The organism is Salinivirga sp. (genome assembly GCF_055145285.1).
This window is the reverse complement of the sequence record NZ_JBSRDC010000010.1, coordinates 22,465-38,764: the sequence shown is the minus strand read 5'-3', so window position 1 is coordinate 38,764 and position 16,300 is coordinate 22,465. Positions and strand designations below refer to the sequence as shown.

The window sequence follows — 16,300 nt, the reverse complement described above, 5'->3', positions numbered from 1 at the left end:
CGTGAGGGATTTTGCGGATTGAATATAATATTCGAATTTATTACGATTTATAGCTGAACTCACACCCTGACGTGGCTGATGACTTGTAATGTCCGGTTGCAAAGAATCTGTCAAATCGATCAAAAGTATTCGATTGCTGTGTGGTTTCGCCGATGGGAACTGAACGTCGTTGAAGTTTTTCCCATCGCGGCGATATCTCCGCATGGCTGGATACCCGGGGCTTTGCCCGCGGGTTATTGCTGCAAGCCCTTTGGGCTTTTTTGATAATTCCAAAAGATAGCCATGAGAACCATATTACTTTTCCCTACCTTCTCAACAATATTCGATTTCATTACGATTTGGAGCATAACTCACTCCCTGACGTTCCTGGTGATTTCGGGTTTAAATCCTTACAGCCTGCACGGTATTAATATCCACATCATAAATGCAAAAACCACTACTGCCATGTGTCCTTGTTATGGCAGGCACAAGAATAGAATCGCTTGGTTTAAGCTTGTATTTGCGGCCAAAGTTCCTGGCTGTTATTTTGGAATTAGATACGGCCATCAGTCCGGGATAATGCCGATGTCCGGAGAAACTGTACTGCACACCTTTGTCAACCATAAACTGCTTATGTTCTCCATATTCTCCTACTTCAAAATAAAACTTTTGCCCTGAACCTGTCAGATTCGGAAAAATATAGTGAGTGAACAAAAGAGGCTTATCCTCATACACTTGTACTTTATACTCAGGCAATTTAGACACAAAGTCTATTTCCTGGCGTGTATACAAAGCACTTAACTCTTCATATTCGTAAAGCCAAACCTCATCCATAGATTTCAGAAAACGCTCCCGGAAATCAAGCTCATACCAATTGGGCGGATAATCAAAACTGCTAATTTCCGGGGTGCGTTTTGCGGCGTGTAAGTCATGATTGCCCGCAATAATTATGGAGCAGTTCTCGCGTACCAACTTAAGACATGCAGCGGCATTGCGCGAATCAAAATAATTGTGATGCGAAACGCTAAAACCCGAAATATCGCCCAGGCAAATTATTTCGTCGCATTTGAGGCGCTGAATTTTCTCCAGTGCTCTTTGCAGGTTGATTATATCTTCGTGTATGTCAGCAATAATAGCCAGTCGCATTTATTCTTCGTCTTTCTCGGGCGGAAACATTTTCTGAATGAAGTTACGTTTTTCTATGGGCCTGCCCAATAAAATATTCCGGTTGTTTTTTGCCGCCAGGTTCTGATCCCATAGTTCCAGCGCTTTTTCGTATAACGATATAGCTTCCATATATTTTTCTTTGTGGCGAAAAATGATACCGTAATTTGTGAGAGCCACGGATAAGCGGCGCTTATTTTCTAATTGCGCTTTCAGAATCTCATCGACCCGGTTGTTCAAATAATCGCGGCGTTTTTCGGCATCATTCTCTTTTAAACCCATTAAAAAGTTGCTTTTGAAATGCTTTTTAATGGCCTGGCGGTCCATTTCGCCATATGATTCCAGCCATTGTTCGTAGCCCGAAATTGCTTTATTTACATGAATTTTAGCTTTTTGCAGCAGGGAATCTTTTGACAATATGCTTACGCCATCCAGGCTAAGCGGTTGGTTGGCGCTATGAATGGCCATTGACAACCAAACTGCAGCCCGATTATTTTCCAAAACAGCTATTTCGTAAGAATTGCGGTAATGCGGATATTTTTTGTAAACATCTTCAACAGAATCAAGCAATTGAAAAACAGCCGTAAAATCATTTTTTTCGGCATACTGGTCGTATTTTTTGTACAATTTGCGGGCTTCAATGACCCTTGGGTCTATTTTTTTATTTTGCGAATCATAGTACAATGATGCAATACCGAAACCGATTAGAACAAGAGCACCCATCGTTAAAATGAGTGCTCTTTTAGTGAATTTTATCATAAGAACGTTAGCTATGTACTTTTTCAACTAAGAATTTGCGAATTTCCAGTGGTGTTTTACTGGTGATTTTAGAAACGATTATGTTGGTTATAATTGACAATGGTGCGCCAATCCACGCAAAATACCAGGCTTGCAAATAATAACTGATAAACGCATCAAATGGCAGCGTAACACCCTGTTTACCTGCAATGAAATAGGTGATTGCAATTACAGAAACCAAACCACCAACGATTAAGCCGGCAATGGCGCCCTGGCGGTTCGATCCGCTCCACCAAATTCCCAGCAGGAAAAGCGGAAAAATAGTACATCCGGCAAGGGAGAATGCCACAGCTACAAGTTCACCAATTAATCCCAGTTCGAGAATAGCAATCAGAACAACAATAATGGCCATCAGGACAGTACCTGCTCGTGCCATGGTAAGCTGCAAGCGTGGCGATGCTTTCGGGTTGATTACTTTGACATATAAATCGTGGCTGAATGCCGATGCCCCTGCAACCAACAATCCGGAAACCGTTGAAAACGCAGCAGAAACGCCTCCGGCAGCCAGTAATCCGACGATAAGCGGATTAACCTCGCCCAACTGGGCTGTGTAAACCACAATGGCATCTTTAGCCAGTTTGCCAACTTCCGGGTTGGCTGAAAGGATTTTCCCCAATGCTGAATAAACAGGCGCACTCCAATAGAGCACACAAATAAAAAACAATCCCCACACAACCGACCAACGGGCATCGCTGGCTTTGGGCACTACGTAAAAACGTTGAAGTACGTGTGGTAATCCGGCGGTACCAATCATCAAAGAAAAAGCAATGGCCATCCACTGGAAGAAGGTTTTACCAGTAGCCGGGTCCCATGGCATAGCATACTCCGGCGATGGCACAATGGCATAATCGTGCCCCATGGAATTCATCATTCCCTGAATTTCGTTTACAGGCACACCTTGCACAATATCAGTTACAACAGCACCATAACCAAGTTGTGGCAACACCCAGAAATAATCGAATTTAAACGTTAAAATAAACAGTGGAATCAGGAATGAAATAATGATGATTACATACTGTATTTGCATATTTTTGGTTACACCCAACATACCGGAAATTAGTGTGTAGGCTAACACCACAGACCCGCCAATAATCACGGCATATTGATAATCGAGCCCCATTATCCATTTAAACATGAGTCCGATTCCAACAAATTGCCCTACACAATATGAAATGGAGATGAGAATAGCAATAATAGCGCCTACAGCACGCATGGTTTGCGAATAATAGCGATCGCCAATAAAATCGGCGGCTGTATATTTTCCATATTTACGAATTTGCCCTGCCATGAGCACCAGGAGGAGCACATAACCGCCTGTCCAGCCCACTACATAGGCTAATCCGTGATACCCGGAACCATACATAAGCGCTGCCATTCCAAGAAACGAAGCGGCACTCATCCAGTTTGATGCAATAGCCATACCGGAGCCCACTCTTGAAATGCTTCGTCCGGCAGCGTAAAAATCATTCGTATCTTTGGCGCGAAAAAATATACCGACAAGCACAAACGCACAAAGTATAGCAATAAGAATAACCGATGGCCCTATTTTAAAACCACCTTCAAGTTGCGTGGCACCTACTGCAGCTTGCGTAAATTCAGGCAATGCCAATAGTATTAATGGTATAATGATTTTCTTCATAATATTCTGTTTGAGAGGTAATTATTCTGAAATTTGAAGTTTCTTGTTGATTTTGTCTGTTGTAAAGCTGTAAAACCAGCAAATGACAATGAACAAGATCAGCAGAAATACCGCAGTGTAGAAGTAATGAAATGGAAACCCGAGGAATTTTGTATCGGTAAGTACAGATTGATTGTGCGTAGTATACAACGGTATGGCTATTTCTACTACTTTTTTGTTCTCTGCAGTAAATTCACCAGCCATTTTAGACCGCAACTCGAGTGGCAGAAAAGTTGTTAAAAGCTCATTGGGTTTTAATCCCAATGGCACCCTTGCCAGGGCTGCTAATTTATTTTTGGCACTTTGGTAGTTTTTATCACTCAAGACCTCTACATCTTCAGCCGACTTCTCGAAAGCAACAAGTGCCTGCGAGATGGCAATTTTTTGTGCCGAATCGGCCAGTTGCATGGTAGCCCAGGTAATACCATTATCCAGGGCAGCGCGGTGCTCCGGTTTAATAAAAACTTTACCGGTTACCTGCAGGGCGCAACGTGCAAAAGTTCGCACTTCCTGTTCACTGGCATTACCGGTTTTTACATTATCCCAAACCTGGTTAAACTCTGTTTGCACAGGTTCCGGCGTAGGCTCCTCAAGTGCCCTCAATAAGAACTGAAAGCCAAAAACCCCGATGGCCCAAATTGCTACCAGCCAAACGACTTTGTTCCTATTTTTTCTGGCTCGTTCGGTTGTAGGCCGGAAAAAACTAATGTGAAATTGATTGTCTTCATTCATAATGCAGCATTTAGTTATTTTTCGCAAATAAATATATGGCATATCATTCACATTTGCATACTATCAGACAATCATTCTAACTATTGTGATATTTAGATTTTTATATCTTTTTTGCTACAACAAACATACAGGGGTATGAAATTTCTTACTTCTGTATTTCAATACCATAAAAAAACTTAAGGTCAATATTTTATAATTCAAGTTTATTAGTTTATGGGCATATGAAAAATCAAGTGTCAGATTTTCATGCAATAGCTTTATTAATTATTCCATTATTAGCTACTTAAGGATATACAGAGCTATATTTTAACTATTATAAAAGCAAGGAAAGATTTTTTGTGAAACACGGATAACGCTGATTTAGTAAATACTCACGGATCAGGGAAGGTCTTTTTAATCCGCGTCATCCGTGGTCTTTTTTTGCGATACTACAAATTAAACCTAAGCGACACATACCCGTTTCTCGGTGCGCCGGGATAGTAGTAGCGAGGTGCGCTGCCGCCAAACGAGGGAGCATTGATCAGGAGCATGGCGGCGTAGTGGCTGTCGAAGAGGTTGCGCACACCGGTGGTGAGGACCACGTGCGGTTGGTGTGATTTTCCGATGCGGACGCTCAGGCTCAGGTTGGTAAGTTGGTGCCCGTTGTAGGTGAGCGTATTGTCGTCGGTCATGTATTGGCGGCCTGCAGTGCGGTGGTCCAGGTGTAGTGTGTAACGACCGAACAACTCCATATGCAACATATTGTACCAGTTGTATTCCGGAATGCCGGGCAGGTGGTTGCCTGCATAGTTGTTGCCCTGGTCGGTAAATGCTACAAAACGGTTCACCGAATGGGCCAGCGTGCTGGTGAGGGTCAGGTCCGCGGCCGGATTATTTAAAAAGCTGAGCGGCCGCACCACGGCTTGCACCTCTACCCCACCATGGCGTACTTTGCCGGCATTAATGCCCATGAACTGGTCCTCGGCGAGGCGCCGGGTGACGAGCATATCGGTTATTTCCATGGCATACACCGTGGCACTGAGGCGCAATAGCTTGCGGTATCGCCAACGCGCGCCAACTTCGGCCATAAGTCCTTTTTCGGGTTGCAGACCGGTATTGACCACACCATCGGGCATGAGGGTCTCTTCCAGCGAAGGTGGCGAAAAGCCGTACGAAACAGCGGCAAACAAATTCAGCTCTTTCCAGGGTTCATAATTGATGCCGGCCGAAGGTGACCATACGGGTTCGAAACGGTAGCGTTCAAATGTGGCGCCGGGAGCTTGCAAATCTTTGAGGCGGTATTGGGTATGGTTCAGGCTCAGTCCGGCCCGGGCGATTAGTTTATCGAAGGGTTGCCATTGCACGAGCAATCCCGCGTTGGCGTGCAACTTTCGGTCGGTCATCTCATTGATCAGGGCGCCCTGCTCCTGTTCCACTACCTCGTAGGTGGCCCATTGGTAATTTTCGCGTGTTACGTGCCCGCTCAGGGTCATTTGCCAATTGCCTGCATAATATTTCAGCCTGTTGGTAATGCCGGCGGCGTGACTTTCCTCATCGAGTATATTGAAAGGTCGCACCTCGTAAGGGTCGTTGTGCCACAAATTTACGGTGATTCGATTACGAAACCGGTCGCCCAGTAGGGTGCGTGCCTGCAGGTTCACGCCTACACGGTCGTACTGTTCATAGCCTTGCACGGCTTTCCAGTTGTCAGCTGCCGTGTGGGGCTGGTTTTGGTAATCGGCCTCGCTCAGCGAGCTGGGAATTTCGCCATACAATCCGGTGTAGAGCATCATGAGTGAGAAGGTTGTTTGTGCCACTTTTTGTTGGGCATCGAAATAGAATGATTGCCGCTCGTACCGGTTATTTTCGCGAAAACCGTTGCTGTGAAATACCGAGGCGTAGCCCTGCGCAGCAAAAAGCTCATTTTTGACCATACCGCCCACACCCAGCATCCTGCGGCCAAAGCTTCCCGCTTGTGTAATAAGTCGTGCGCCGGGTTCATGGTCGGCGAAACTGCGCGGATTAATTTTCACCACGCCGCCCAAACCAGATCCGTAAAGCGTGGCAGCGGGTCCTTTAAGTACTTCAACTGACTCCATGATGCCGGGTGGTAAATCTTCGAGCACGGTAACGCCATTGCCGTCGGTCAGGGGGAACTCACCCAGATAGGCACGAATACGGTTAGAAGAATAAGGTGTGCGTGAGCCCACACCACGAATGGTGAGCCGGTTGGTGTTGTTGGTTCCTGACTGCATGTATACACCGGGCAGGGCATTAAGCTGGCTGCTGAGTACAGGCTCATGGTGGGCCAGCAAATCGTCGCTTTCCCGGTAGGCAATGGATGAAGGGGCTTTGCGCCACGCTCGCGCCGATTGATCCACGGCCACAATTACTTCATCCAGACTTTGACTCAGCCGGCTCATATACACCACTGCAGGGGATTTGGGAAAGGGCTTATGCAAAATACGGGTGGCATAGCCGTGCCTGAAAATTATGAGGCTGTCCGCCTGATCGATTTGCCCTTCGGGAACACGCACCATACCGGCGGGCAGTAAGTCATAACGCGCCACACCGCTCAGGGTAACACCTTGCAGCAGCTCATCGCTTTGACTGTCGCGCACTTCGAGCATGTACTGCCCGTAGCTCGTAAAGCCGAACAGCACAATTAGGAAGAAAATAGAAAAAAAACGTTTAATCATTCATTCACCGGCAACAATTTCACAATAAATCCGGGTTGTTCAGCTGCCACGTAGATAAAGCCGTCAGGGCCTACCTCTACGTTGCGCACCCGGCCAATACCTTCGAGGAGTTTCTCTTGGTCTACGACCTCCTTGCCATTGAGTTCCACCCGCTCGAGGTACTTAAAGCGTAACGAACCCACGAGGATATTGTTTTTCCAGCCCAGATAGCGGTCGCTGGTGACGAAGGTCATACCGCACGGTGCAATGGAAGGTGTCCACTGCATAACCGGCTGCGCCATACCTTCTTTGTGGGTGATATCGGTAAATTTGGTACCATCGTAATTGATGCCGTAAGAGATCACTGGCCAGCCGTAATTCACACCGGGCCGGATCAGGTTCAATTCGTCGCCACCGCGCGGACCGTGCTCTGTAATCCAGATATCGCCGGTCTCGGGATGCATGGTTGTACCCTGCGGATTGCGATGCCCGTAAGAATAAATTGACGGCATAGCATCCGGATTGTCTACAAACGGATTGTCTTTGGGTATGCGGCCATCGGCGTGTATACGGTGAATTTTACCGTTGTGGTTTTCAAGGGTTTGAGGATTTACTTCCCGACGCCCACGATCTCCAATTCCAAACCACAAGTAGCCTTCCTTATCGAATTGCAGTTTGCAGCCCCAGTGATAAGACTTGCGTGAATCGGGTTTACCATCGAATATTTGCTCCTGATCGATGAGCTTGTTGCCTTCAATGCGTGTCCGCATAATGGCCGTATTGCCGGCTTTTGGATCGTCGTCCGAGGGCTCTGAATAGGCAAAATAAAACCAACCATTTTCTTCGTAATCGGGATGCAGACGAAGGTCGAGCAAACCGCCCTGTCCGTTTGGAAGAATATCGGGTAATCCCTGCATTTCTGTAAGCTCACCTTCATGCAGGCGGTACAGTGTACCCGAGCGCTCAGAGATGAGCATATCGCCACCAGGCAGAAACTCCATTCCCCAGGGCACATCGAGTCCGGCGACGACAGTATCGATGGTAAAGTTTTGTTTTTTGGTTTTTATCACCTGATCAGCCAGAAAAGCAGGTTTTAATTTTTTATGGTCTTTGGGTACTTCCTGGCGAATATATTGTGCCAGCGCCATAATCTCATCATCTGAAAAGGTCTCTTTGAAAGCAGGCATACCCGCCTCTTCTTTACCAAATTTAATGCTTTCAAAAGCAACCTGGTCGTTGCCACTGGTCATCCATTCCCGTTTATCGAAACGTTGCAGATTCTCGCCATGACAACCAGCGCAGTAATTAAGGAATTTTTCCTGCACATCGGGATTCACAGTTTTTTCTACCCCAAACATATGGTTAAGGGTGGTATGACTGAAGTTTATCCAGGAAACCAACATGGTTCCCAGCACCACAACAGCCACAATGGTGAAGATGATTTTTAGTTTTGATTTTGACATAATGTACAGATTTACCGGCAATAACCGCGTTCTACTGCAAGGTACAAAACTTTTGTTAGAATTCCATAAAAGCCACACGTGAGGAGACTTGCGGTAGGGGGGAGTTAAAAAAGAACCTCTGCCGGCCGCAGAAACGCGGCTCCGTATGCTTTATTTGCCGTGGTTGAAAAACGTGGTTTTCAATTTCTTTATTCAACCTATTGGGATTCATTCGATTATCAAATATCGTAACCACTTTGATTTCCTTGTCATCATATAGATAAAAAACGGATGTCTGTTTTGTCACAATCAACATGTGAAGTCCTTTTGAAATATCAGATTTTGGGCAGGAGTTCATCATTTCTAACTTTTCCGTTTGGATATTCATTGCCACATTTTTTAGCATCCGCAAGTTACCAGGTGAGTTGTTCATTACCAATGTTACAAAGCAATCTGTTCCGGCCAGTCGTGAAGTATTCACCCGGTGACTTTCAATCTTAAAAAGCCCGGACATAAATGACCTGGCTGGTTATCGTTTCCAATTTTAAAACCGGGGTTCTGAAAAACAAAATATAATAGCCGCAAGTCACCGGGTGAGTTGTTCATTACCAATGTTACAAAGCAATTTGTTCCGGCCAGTCGTGTAGTATTCACCCGGTGACTTTCAATCTTAAAAAGCCCGGACATAAATGATCGGGCTGGTTATCGTTTCCAATTTTAAAACCGGGGTTCTAAAAAACAAATTGTAACGAGATAGCATCCGCAATTTACCTGGTGAGTGAGTTGTTAATTACCAATGTTACAAAGCAATCTGTTCCGAACAGTTATGAAGTATTCACCCGGTGACTTTCACTTTTAAAAAGTCCAAAGCCACCATAAGCTTAACTTTTTTCGTTTAATGAGCGTGCCAATCTCGTAACTTCTCTACGCTCTTTATCCTACCAAAGCAGTAACTTCCACTGACTTAACTAAAAGCCAAAAGGCATGCTTTTTTTACGCGGTTGGCAATCGAGATTATATTTCTCCGGTTTTTATAAGGATTTCTTTTTTGAGTCTCTCACTAATCCAAACATCCTTTTTTGTCAGTTCATTCAACAAAGGTTTCAGTTCGTAAATTAATCTGTCTGTTTTTGCTTTAAGTAAAATCCCGATTGTCCCTGTAACCTTTAAATCAGCATGTTTCGCATGGAATCGACCAAGTTTCTCATCAAGAATAATCAAATCAGCGTATAATTCTGTTGCTAGAACAATCGCCTCTGCTTCTCCTGAATCAAGGTCTAAAAAGTATTTAACAGCCTGTTTGTTTTGAATCTCAATAATCTTTATCCACTCAATTTTCGATAAATCTTTGTAAAATTCTTTAGCTTTCCCGGCTTCAATCTCGTTATAAACAGCTACCGGAATATAAATCTGCGTATAAAGTCGCTTCAATAAATCAAGTCGATTTAGTTTTAACAGGGATATTATTGGTGTTGTATTTGAAACAACTTTAGGCATTTGCGATATCTTCGTTTAAATCATTTATATCGTAAGCCCCAAAAACTGAAACGTTGTATTTTGCTAGCATCTCCAAAAAATCAACTCTCGTTATTCCTAAAACTCGTGCAGCAACGCCTGATGAAACTTTGCCTAATTCAAAAAGTTTAACTAATGAACTTGTTTTCATTTCGTGTTCAAAATCCTTTTCGCTAAGTCGTAATGTATTAGCTAAAAATTCAGGATATTCTATGTTTATCATTCCTTTCATTTTTATTCCTTTATACAAAGATAACGAAATCACTCAAGATTTGATTGTTACGATTGTTCTTTTTTTATGATTACTAACCTATAAATAATCCCTGTAGCCACTTTTTATTGGGTTCATCTTCCCAATTTCATATAGCAAAGCTTGTTATAAAAGGCAGAATTTTAGCAACAAAAATCACTTGTGGGCGGATTAGCGGGCAGTCTGATGAAAGGGGTCAGCTTGCTCCGAAATGGAAAATTCATGTGTGTAGAAAAAGGGGGCTAAAGCCCGCAGCCGTTACGAAACTTTTGCCCGGCCATGAATGACCGGGCTATTTATCGTTTTCAATTTTAAAACCGGGGTTCTAAAAAACAAATTGTAACGAGATAGCATCCGCAAGTCATCGGGTGAGTTGTTCATTACCAATGTTAGAAAGCAATTTGTTCCGGCCAGTTGTGAAGTATTCACCCGGTGACTGTCAATCTTAAAAATCAGGCGTTTGCGATTACATTATCAATCTCTTTCATTTTGAAAGGCTTTTGAAAATATTGCTTGATGATACCCTGGTTCAATGCTTCCTGTATTTCATCGGTTATTTCGTAGCCGGTTAAAATATAAAAAGCAATCATAGGATATCTATCGCGTGCTTTTTTAATAAACTCCAGACCTGTCATACCGGGCATGCGCATATCACTAATCACCACATCGGGTGTATCCATTGATTCCAGGAGCTCCAAAGCATGCCTGCCTGACTCTGCGGTGGTAACACCATAATTTTTTTGAAACATATTTTCGAACAGCATGAGATTCATCTGTTCATCGTCTACGTAAAGTATTTGTTTTTTATTATTCACAGGCTTGTATTTGTCTTTGCTAATTTGCTTTGCACAAATTTTTTTTCAAAAATGCCATTTAGTTAGTGAAAAAAATGATGATTTTTGATTAGCGGTTATATATTCAAATTTTTATTGTGCAAATAAATATACAAACATTATACCTTAAAATAAGCAAAAACAATAACAAAATACTGCATGCTCTTAAACAATATTTTACAACTTCTAAAAACCCAACCAGGTGCTTTTTTAAGGTTTTTCTTTGCAATAGAATACAGTAAAAATTTTTCTACCCTTGCATGGTTCATTTGACCAGTAATTGCAATTAAAAAATATGTCCTTTGCAAGAAAACGCCAAACTACTCATGAAGATTTTATTTATGGCATTCGTGAATCGCTTGGCTTATTTCTGCGTTATTCTTGTTTTTGACGCTTTCTTATAAGACTCAAAAAAAGGTGGTTTTCTTACTGGCACTGTATAATGCTATTCTGGCCGATCAATTTTTATTAAATAATTGCTTATCGGAGCATAATGAAAGGCAATTTGCCCTTCCACTTCCAAAACGCTAAATAGATCCTGATCAATACTGTGGCGGATATTATCAACTATCACGTAAAAAACCTTATGCGCATTCATTTCCTGTCCAACATAATGAGTACCGCTACCAGCTTCGAAATCGGTCTTTTCCTCTAATTTCTGGACCGGCTTTAAAAACACATTTTTCACATTATTTTTAATGTCGGCACGGAAATTTCTGGTCATGGAAAAGTGCATCAAAGAAGCTAATCCGATCACTATTGCAATCAAAAACCAGGTAAAATCAATACCTGCAAGCCGGAACAGTTCCGGTTTAAAACTGCTGACCCCCAGAACTACCACGACACCAACCGTTAAAAGCATCAAAGGAAAAAGTATACCCGGTCTGTACTGGTATTTCAGCGTTTTGATGTCTGATTTAGTCAGTGGAACTTTTTTATAATCTTGCATTGATCAAAGTTTTAATTTGCATATGCCTGAATAAAGGCTGCCTGTCCATCAATTATTCTGAATTCCCAATAGCGATGATGGATACAACCGGCTGGACAATCGCCCCAGCCAATGCTGAATGTGAGCGTGGCAAAGTCACTATTGCGCTCTAAGGTAATATTATTTCCATCACCGATACATCCAAAATACAGATCAGTCAAAAGTACAGCATCAATTTGCTCAAGTTCATGTGCAATGGGTATCATATTCCAGGTTTCTGGTGTATATAAAGTCAGCCAGGGAAAATCCGGATAGCTATAGGCTAATCTCACCGAATCAAATGCATAAGCATTCAGGATGGTGTCGAGTTGTGCATTACCCGTGGGCATAACCCCATTTACCATGTTTTGAATTTCCGGTGCATCAGTTTGTACTTCTAAGCCCAATCCGTTCACCATATTGCAACAGCCAGCATGAATTCCATGCACAGCGAAAACAGTATCGCGTTCAGGAATATCAAGTTCATAAACGGCCATAATCAGATTAAAAATTTCATTAATCTCTTCACTATCGAATTCAGGTTCATTGTAGTTGGGATGATCCGGATTATTAATAATCTCCTGGTAATACAATTGCAGAGCATCAGTGCGATAGGTTTCGATATCGACAGTATCTGCCATACCCTGATTTTCAGGAATATCAGAATCATTAGACTGACAACTTACCAACAAAAAAATAAACCCCAAACCTATAAAAATTATACGCATAATTCTTTTTTTTTTGATTGCAGACTAAATTTACGCAATTATAACAATGTAAGCAAAAAAAAAATTGATGATTGAATAAATAAAACGTTTATAAACCCGCTTTGCTTAGTTCAATTTGATAAATATTACCTAAGCCATTTAAAACGCCATTTGCCCGTTGAACCAAAGTGTCGACTGCTGCTACCTTTTCCGGGTATTTTTTTGTGCGCGTACTGGTAAAATACAAGCTACCCCGTTCCAAATCGACAAACGGACAAAAATCCAGTGCTTCGGTATTGATGCCTCTGCCCATATTCCGGGCTTTCTCCCATGTGTCGTCAGCACGCTTTTTACTAATGTACAAGTCGCCACCTCCCAACCCATCTGCACGGCCATAGCTTCCAAAAATTATAATGTCTTCATCAGGGCTTATCCATGCATTGTACTCGTAGGTTTTGGAATTGATGGCTGTATCGAGGGGCACTGGTTTCTGATATTGGCCATCTACATTTTGGCTGATAAAAATATCTTCAGTGCCCACACCATTGGTTCGGGTGGCTGTAAAATATAAATTACCATTTTTGGCAACTGCCGGATAGAACTCATCGCCCGGAGTATTAATAAGGGAATCGAGGGCTATGGGGTCACCCCACTCCGCTGCCTTTCGCTTACTTACCCAGATATTGTAATCGCCTGCAGCCGTATCGCCCGGCATGGGTCTGTTGGAGGCAAAAAACAGTTTTTTTCCATCCATTGAGAAGAAAGGTTCAATATCCTGATAAGTACCTGAGAAAGATAAGATTTTCCGTTCACCCCAGCCATCTGGCCCTTTATGTATGCTCACCAGAAACCTGTGTTTTTGAGTATAGTCCCCGAGAGTATAAATTATTTCATCACCTGCCGGAGAAATGGCCAAATCGCGCTCATAAAGCGGTGTTGCAATTAAACCTTGTGCAAATAACCCGGCATCAGCGGGTGATGTATTCAAATCGATGGGTTGATGGGAATGTTGGTCACAACCTTGCAAAAAAGCAATCGCAATAAAAAGTAACAATAAAAAACGCATATGTTTTAAGGTTTAGCAATTCAACCCTAAAGATATGCGTTTAAAATATTTTTATTGCAACAAAACGAGAAACTTACATTTCTCCGCCCATATCATCTCCCCCACCTTGTTCTCCGCGTTTGCCGTTCCGGCTTTTATAATTATTGATGCGCCAGGTTATATTGAGCATAACAATTGGGGTTTTATGCCTGTATATACGATGGTTGTATAAATTCGGTGTCTCTGTAGTGGATTCGTACTTACTGGTTCCGAACACATCTCTAACCTGAAGGGTAAGCTGCAATTTTTTATTGAGGAATGATTGCCGCACAGCCGCATCTACATCAAAATATCCTTCTTCTTCTTCCTGCGGCTCAATTTCCGGCCCATGATATGCCGGGTTAATCTGCACACTTGTATTGTCTAAAATACTGAAGGTATTATTCCAGCGGACATTGTAGGTAAAACTGTGTTCATCGTATTCAACCCCATTAAATTCTCCTTTGACACGATAGTCATAGAAATCGCCTGTTATATCGGCTTCCCACCATTTGTTAAGTTTCAAATTGAGCATCACTTCTGTACCCAAAGAAAAGTCGGTACCTACATTATCGAATGTTTGTAGTGTTACATTGCTGGCTCCTTCCCATACGGAGCGTACACGTTCAATATTATTTTGTGTTTTACGATAAAAAAGCTCTGCTGTGAGGGCATTCTGGCCAAAATCCATTTGATAACCAATTTCATAAGCATTAATGTATTCGGGTTTCAGGTCAGGATTCCCTCTTCGCACGTTATAAGCATCTTCCCAGGTAATAAAGGGCTCCAGGTACCAGCCTCTGGGCCGGTCGATGCGGCGACTATAGCTGGCCATAAACTGGTTGGTTTTGTTAAGTTTATATGAGAAGTGAATGGTTGGGAAATAGTCCCAACGGTCTATGTTATAGTTTTCGGTACCATCATTAAGTTTGACATCGCGATACGTATATTCTGCACGTAAGCCCACCTGATAGCCAAAATTATCAAGTTCTCCTTTTGCCAGACCATACATGGCATGTATATTTCTGGCATAGGTAACATTATTACTAAAATTTGCTTGAAATAGGTATGTTGAGGTGGTTGTATCGTAATAAAAAACCTCATTGGTTTCTTTAGAATCACGGTAACGGCCTTGCAAGCCGGCTTCTATTTTAAATGCATCGGTAAAAGGTTGCTTATAATTTGCTCTGTAACGAAACCCTGAGGCCGGGCCAAATTCACCTGATTTCTGACTATTGGTAATATCACCCGCAGCATTGCGCAGGGTATTTACAGTTTCATCATTGCCATCGCGCTCATAGAGCATAAAATTCACATCGAACTTGTGTTTTGGACCTGAAAACTGATGAATGTAGTCGAAGTTCAGTGAATAAAAATTACCTCCTCTTTCACCGTCTTCAATACTTTTATAACGTATACGATCAGGCTCTGCCGAGTTCCACTCTTCAAAATCTGTTTCCGACAACCAGGTTGATTTGCGACTACCATAGCGACCGCTTAAGCTAAAAGTATTGCTCTCATTGGGAAACCATTCAATTCCGGCCCGGCCGCTATAACGCTCGCGACCACGTTCACGATCTCCATCGGAGGTTAGGTGAAAAGTAGTATCGGGGTTGCTTAAAAACCGGATTTCTTCTTCCATACTTCCCGGATAACGGCGATTGTTATAATCTCCTGCAACAAAAAAGTTGAAATGCTGAGAACGAAGGTTCAGTAATAAATCAGCGCCGTATTTTTCATCAAGCCCTGCATTGAGGTGCGCAATGCCGTTTACACCTTCAAGGGATCTTTTTTTAGTGATGATATTGATGATACCGGCAGTACCCTCCGGATCGTATTTGGCCGAAGGATTGGTAATAATTTCCACATCCTGAATCATACTGGCAGGAATTTGTTCTAAAGCTTCGGTGGCATCCAGCACCGTTGGCCGACCATCGATCAAAACGGTAAAGCTACTGTTACCACGGAGCGATACATTTCCTTCAATATCTACCTGAACAGCGGGTGCATTCTGCAACACATCTACTGCAGTACCTGAAACTGTTGTATATTGCTGCGAAACATGAAGCACTTTTTTATCGATTTTATAGTCGATAGCGTGCTTATTCGCTTTTACGGTAACTTCAGCAATATTCTCAGCAGCCGGCATTATTTTAATAATTCCAACGTCAATATTTCGCACAGTGCCAGAAACTGTTATATCTTTATTTGTTTTGCTATAGCCAATAAAGTTGACTTGTAAAATAAAGCGGCCGGTTTTTTTGGTTTCGATTAGAAATTCACCATCGGAGTTTGTTACTGATCCGGTTATTAAGGCACTATCAACGTTATTTAATAATTTTATAGTGGCGTATTCTAAAGGTTCACTATTGGAAGCGTCGATAACCTTGCCTGAAATTTTAAAAGTTCGTGAAGGTGCCGGACCTGTTTGCCCGGTAATAGTTTCTATCGACACAAATGCTATCAGCACATATAAAAAGATGCGTAGTTTCAT

The 16,300-nt window shown here is 42.7% G+C and carries 15 protein-coding genes; all 15 read right to left on the bottom strand.

The window, feature by feature from the left end; all coding sequences use genetic code 11:
* Positions 1–273 (bottom strand): hypothetical protein (locus ACTB0Y_RS02385; protein WP_463205191.1); only part of this gene is annotated, 273 nt, incomplete at its 3' end.
* 108 nt (positions 274–381) lie between these two features.
* Positions 382–1,125 (bottom strand): metallophosphoesterase family protein, encoded by a 744-nt coding sequence (locus tag ACTB0Y_RS02380; RefSeq protein WP_463205190.1) that lies wholly within the window; start codon positions 1,123–1,125, stop codon positions 382–384.
* Positions 1,126–1,902 (bottom strand): hypothetical protein, encoded by a 777-nt coding sequence (locus ACTB0Y_RS02375; RefSeq protein WP_463205189.1) that lies wholly within the window; start codon positions 1,900–1,902, stop codon positions 1,126–1,128. It lies immediately after the preceding gene.
* Between the two features lie 7 nt (positions 1,903–1,909).
* Positions 1,910–3,580 (bottom strand): VC_2705 family sodium/solute symporter, encoded by a 1,671-nt coding sequence (locus ACTB0Y_RS02370; RefSeq protein ID WP_463205188.1) that lies wholly within the window; start codon positions 3,578–3,580, stop codon positions 1,910–1,912.
* A 21-nt stretch (positions 3,581–3,601) separates the two neighbouring features.
* A complete protein-coding gene (locus ACTB0Y_RS02365; protein ID WP_463205187.1) occupies positions 3,602–4,351 on the bottom strand; it encodes a sodium/substrate symporter small subunit in 750 nt (249 codons plus the stop codon).
* A 428-nt stretch (positions 4,352–4,779) separates the two neighbouring features.
* Positions 4,780–7,029: a TonB-dependent receptor gene (locus tag ACTB0Y_RS02360; protein ID WP_463205186.1), complete on the bottom strand. Its 2,250-nt coding sequence runs from the start codon at positions 7,027–7,029 to the stop codon at positions 4,780–4,782.
* Positions 7,026–8,471: a PQQ-dependent sugar dehydrogenase gene (locus tag ACTB0Y_RS02355; protein ID WP_463205185.1), complete on the bottom strand. Its 1,446-nt coding sequence runs from the start codon at positions 8,469–8,471 to the stop codon at positions 7,026–7,028. Before ACTB0Y_RS02355 ends, ACTB0Y_RS02360 begins: the two co-directional genes overlap by 4 nt.
* Positions 8,472–8,526: 55 nt before the next feature.
* Positions 8,527–8,838, bottom strand: coding sequence for a hypothetical protein (locus ACTB0Y_RS02350; RefSeq protein ID WP_463205184.1), 312 nt, complete (start codon positions 8,836–8,838; stop codon positions 8,527–8,529).
* A 626-nt stretch (positions 8,839–9,464) separates the two neighbouring features.
* The gene (locus ACTB0Y_RS02345; RefSeq protein ID WP_463205183.1) at positions 9,465–9,947 is read right to left on the bottom strand and encodes a PIN domain-containing protein; all 483 of its coding nucleotides are present in this window, start codon (positions 9,945–9,947) and stop codon (positions 9,465–9,467) included.
* Complete coding sequence (locus tag ACTB0Y_RS02340; RefSeq protein WP_463205182.1) at positions 9,940–10,188, bottom strand: UPF0175 family protein; 249 nt, start codon at positions 10,186–10,188, stop codon at positions 9,940–9,942. Before ACTB0Y_RS02340 ends, ACTB0Y_RS02345 begins: the two co-directional genes overlap by 8 nt.
* A gap of 479 nt (positions 10,189–10,667) precedes the next feature.
* Positions 10,668–11,030, bottom strand: coding sequence for a response regulator (locus tag ACTB0Y_RS02335; protein WP_463205181.1), 363 nt, complete (start codon positions 11,028–11,030; stop codon positions 10,668–10,670).
* 463 nt (positions 11,031–11,493) lie between these two features.
* Entirely contained in the window at positions 11,494–11,997 is a 504-nt protein-coding gene (locus ACTB0Y_RS02330; RefSeq protein ID WP_463205180.1) for a hypothetical protein, read from the bottom strand.
* 11 nt (positions 11,998–12,008) lie between these two features.
* Positions 12,009–12,743, bottom strand: a complete 735-nt coding sequence (locus ACTB0Y_RS02325; protein ID WP_463205179.1) for a hypothetical protein — start codon at positions 12,741–12,743, stop codon at positions 12,009–12,011.
* An 88-nt stretch (positions 12,744–12,831) separates the two neighbouring features.
* Complete coding sequence (locus ACTB0Y_RS02320) at positions 12,832–13,788, bottom strand: TolB family protein (RefSeq protein ID WP_463205178.1); 957 nt, start codon at positions 13,786–13,788, stop codon at positions 12,832–12,834.
* A 73-nt stretch (positions 13,789–13,861) separates the two neighbouring features.
* Positions 13,862–16,300 (bottom strand): TonB-dependent receptor, encoded by a 2,439-nt coding sequence (locus tag ACTB0Y_RS02315; protein WP_463205177.1) that lies wholly within the window; start codon positions 16,298–16,300, stop codon positions 13,862–13,864.

Bases quoted from the DNA above. Each gene is read 5' to 3' on its own strand.
- ACTB0Y_RS02380 (WP_463205190.1), bottom strand. From the start codon at position 1,125: ATGCGACTGGCTATTATTGCTGACATACACGAAGATATAATCAACCTG.
- ACTB0Y_RS02375 (WP_463205189.1), bottom strand. From the start codon at position 1,902: ATGATAAAATTCACTAAAAGAGCACTCATTTTAACGATGGGTGCTCTT.
- ACTB0Y_RS02370 (WP_463205188.1), bottom strand. From the start codon at position 3,580: ATGAAGAAAATCATTATACCATTAATACTATTGGCATTGCCTGAATTT.
- ACTB0Y_RS02365 (WP_463205187.1), bottom strand. From the start codon at position 4,351: ATGAATGAAGACAATCAATTTCACATTAGTTTTTTCCGGCCTACAACC.
- ACTB0Y_RS02360 (WP_463205186.1), bottom strand. From the start codon at position 7,029: ATGATTAAACGTTTTTTTTCTATTTTCTTCCTAATTGTGCTGTTCGGC.
- ACTB0Y_RS02355 (WP_463205185.1), bottom strand. From the start codon at position 8,471: ATGTCAAAATCAAAACTAAAAATCATCTTCACCATTGTGGCTGTTGTG.
- ACTB0Y_RS02350 (WP_463205184.1), bottom strand. From the start codon at position 8,838: ATGAATATCCAAACGGAAAAGTTAGAAATGATGAACTCCTGCCCAAAA.
- ACTB0Y_RS02345 (WP_463205183.1), bottom strand. From the start codon at position 9,947: ATGCCTAAAGTTGTTTCAAATACAACACCAATAATATCCCTGTTAAAA.
- ACTB0Y_RS02340 (WP_463205182.1), bottom strand. From the start codon at position 10,188: ATGATAAACATAGAATATCCTGAATTTTTAGCTAATACATTACGACTT.
- ACTB0Y_RS02330 (WP_463205180.1), bottom strand. From the start codon at position 11,997: ATGCAAGATTATAAAAAAGTTCCACTGACTAAATCAGACATCAAAACG.
- ACTB0Y_RS02325 (WP_463205179.1), bottom strand. From the start codon at position 12,743: ATGCGTATAATTTTTATAGGTTTGGGGTTTATTTTTTTGTTGGTAAGT.
- ACTB0Y_RS02320 (WP_463205178.1), bottom strand. From the start codon at position 13,788: ATGCGTTTTTTATTGTTACTTTTTATTGCGATTGCTTTTTTGCAAGGT.
- ACTB0Y_RS02315 (WP_463205177.1), bottom strand. From the start codon at position 16,300: ATGAAACTACGCATCTTTTTATATGTGCTGATAGCATTTGTGTCGATA.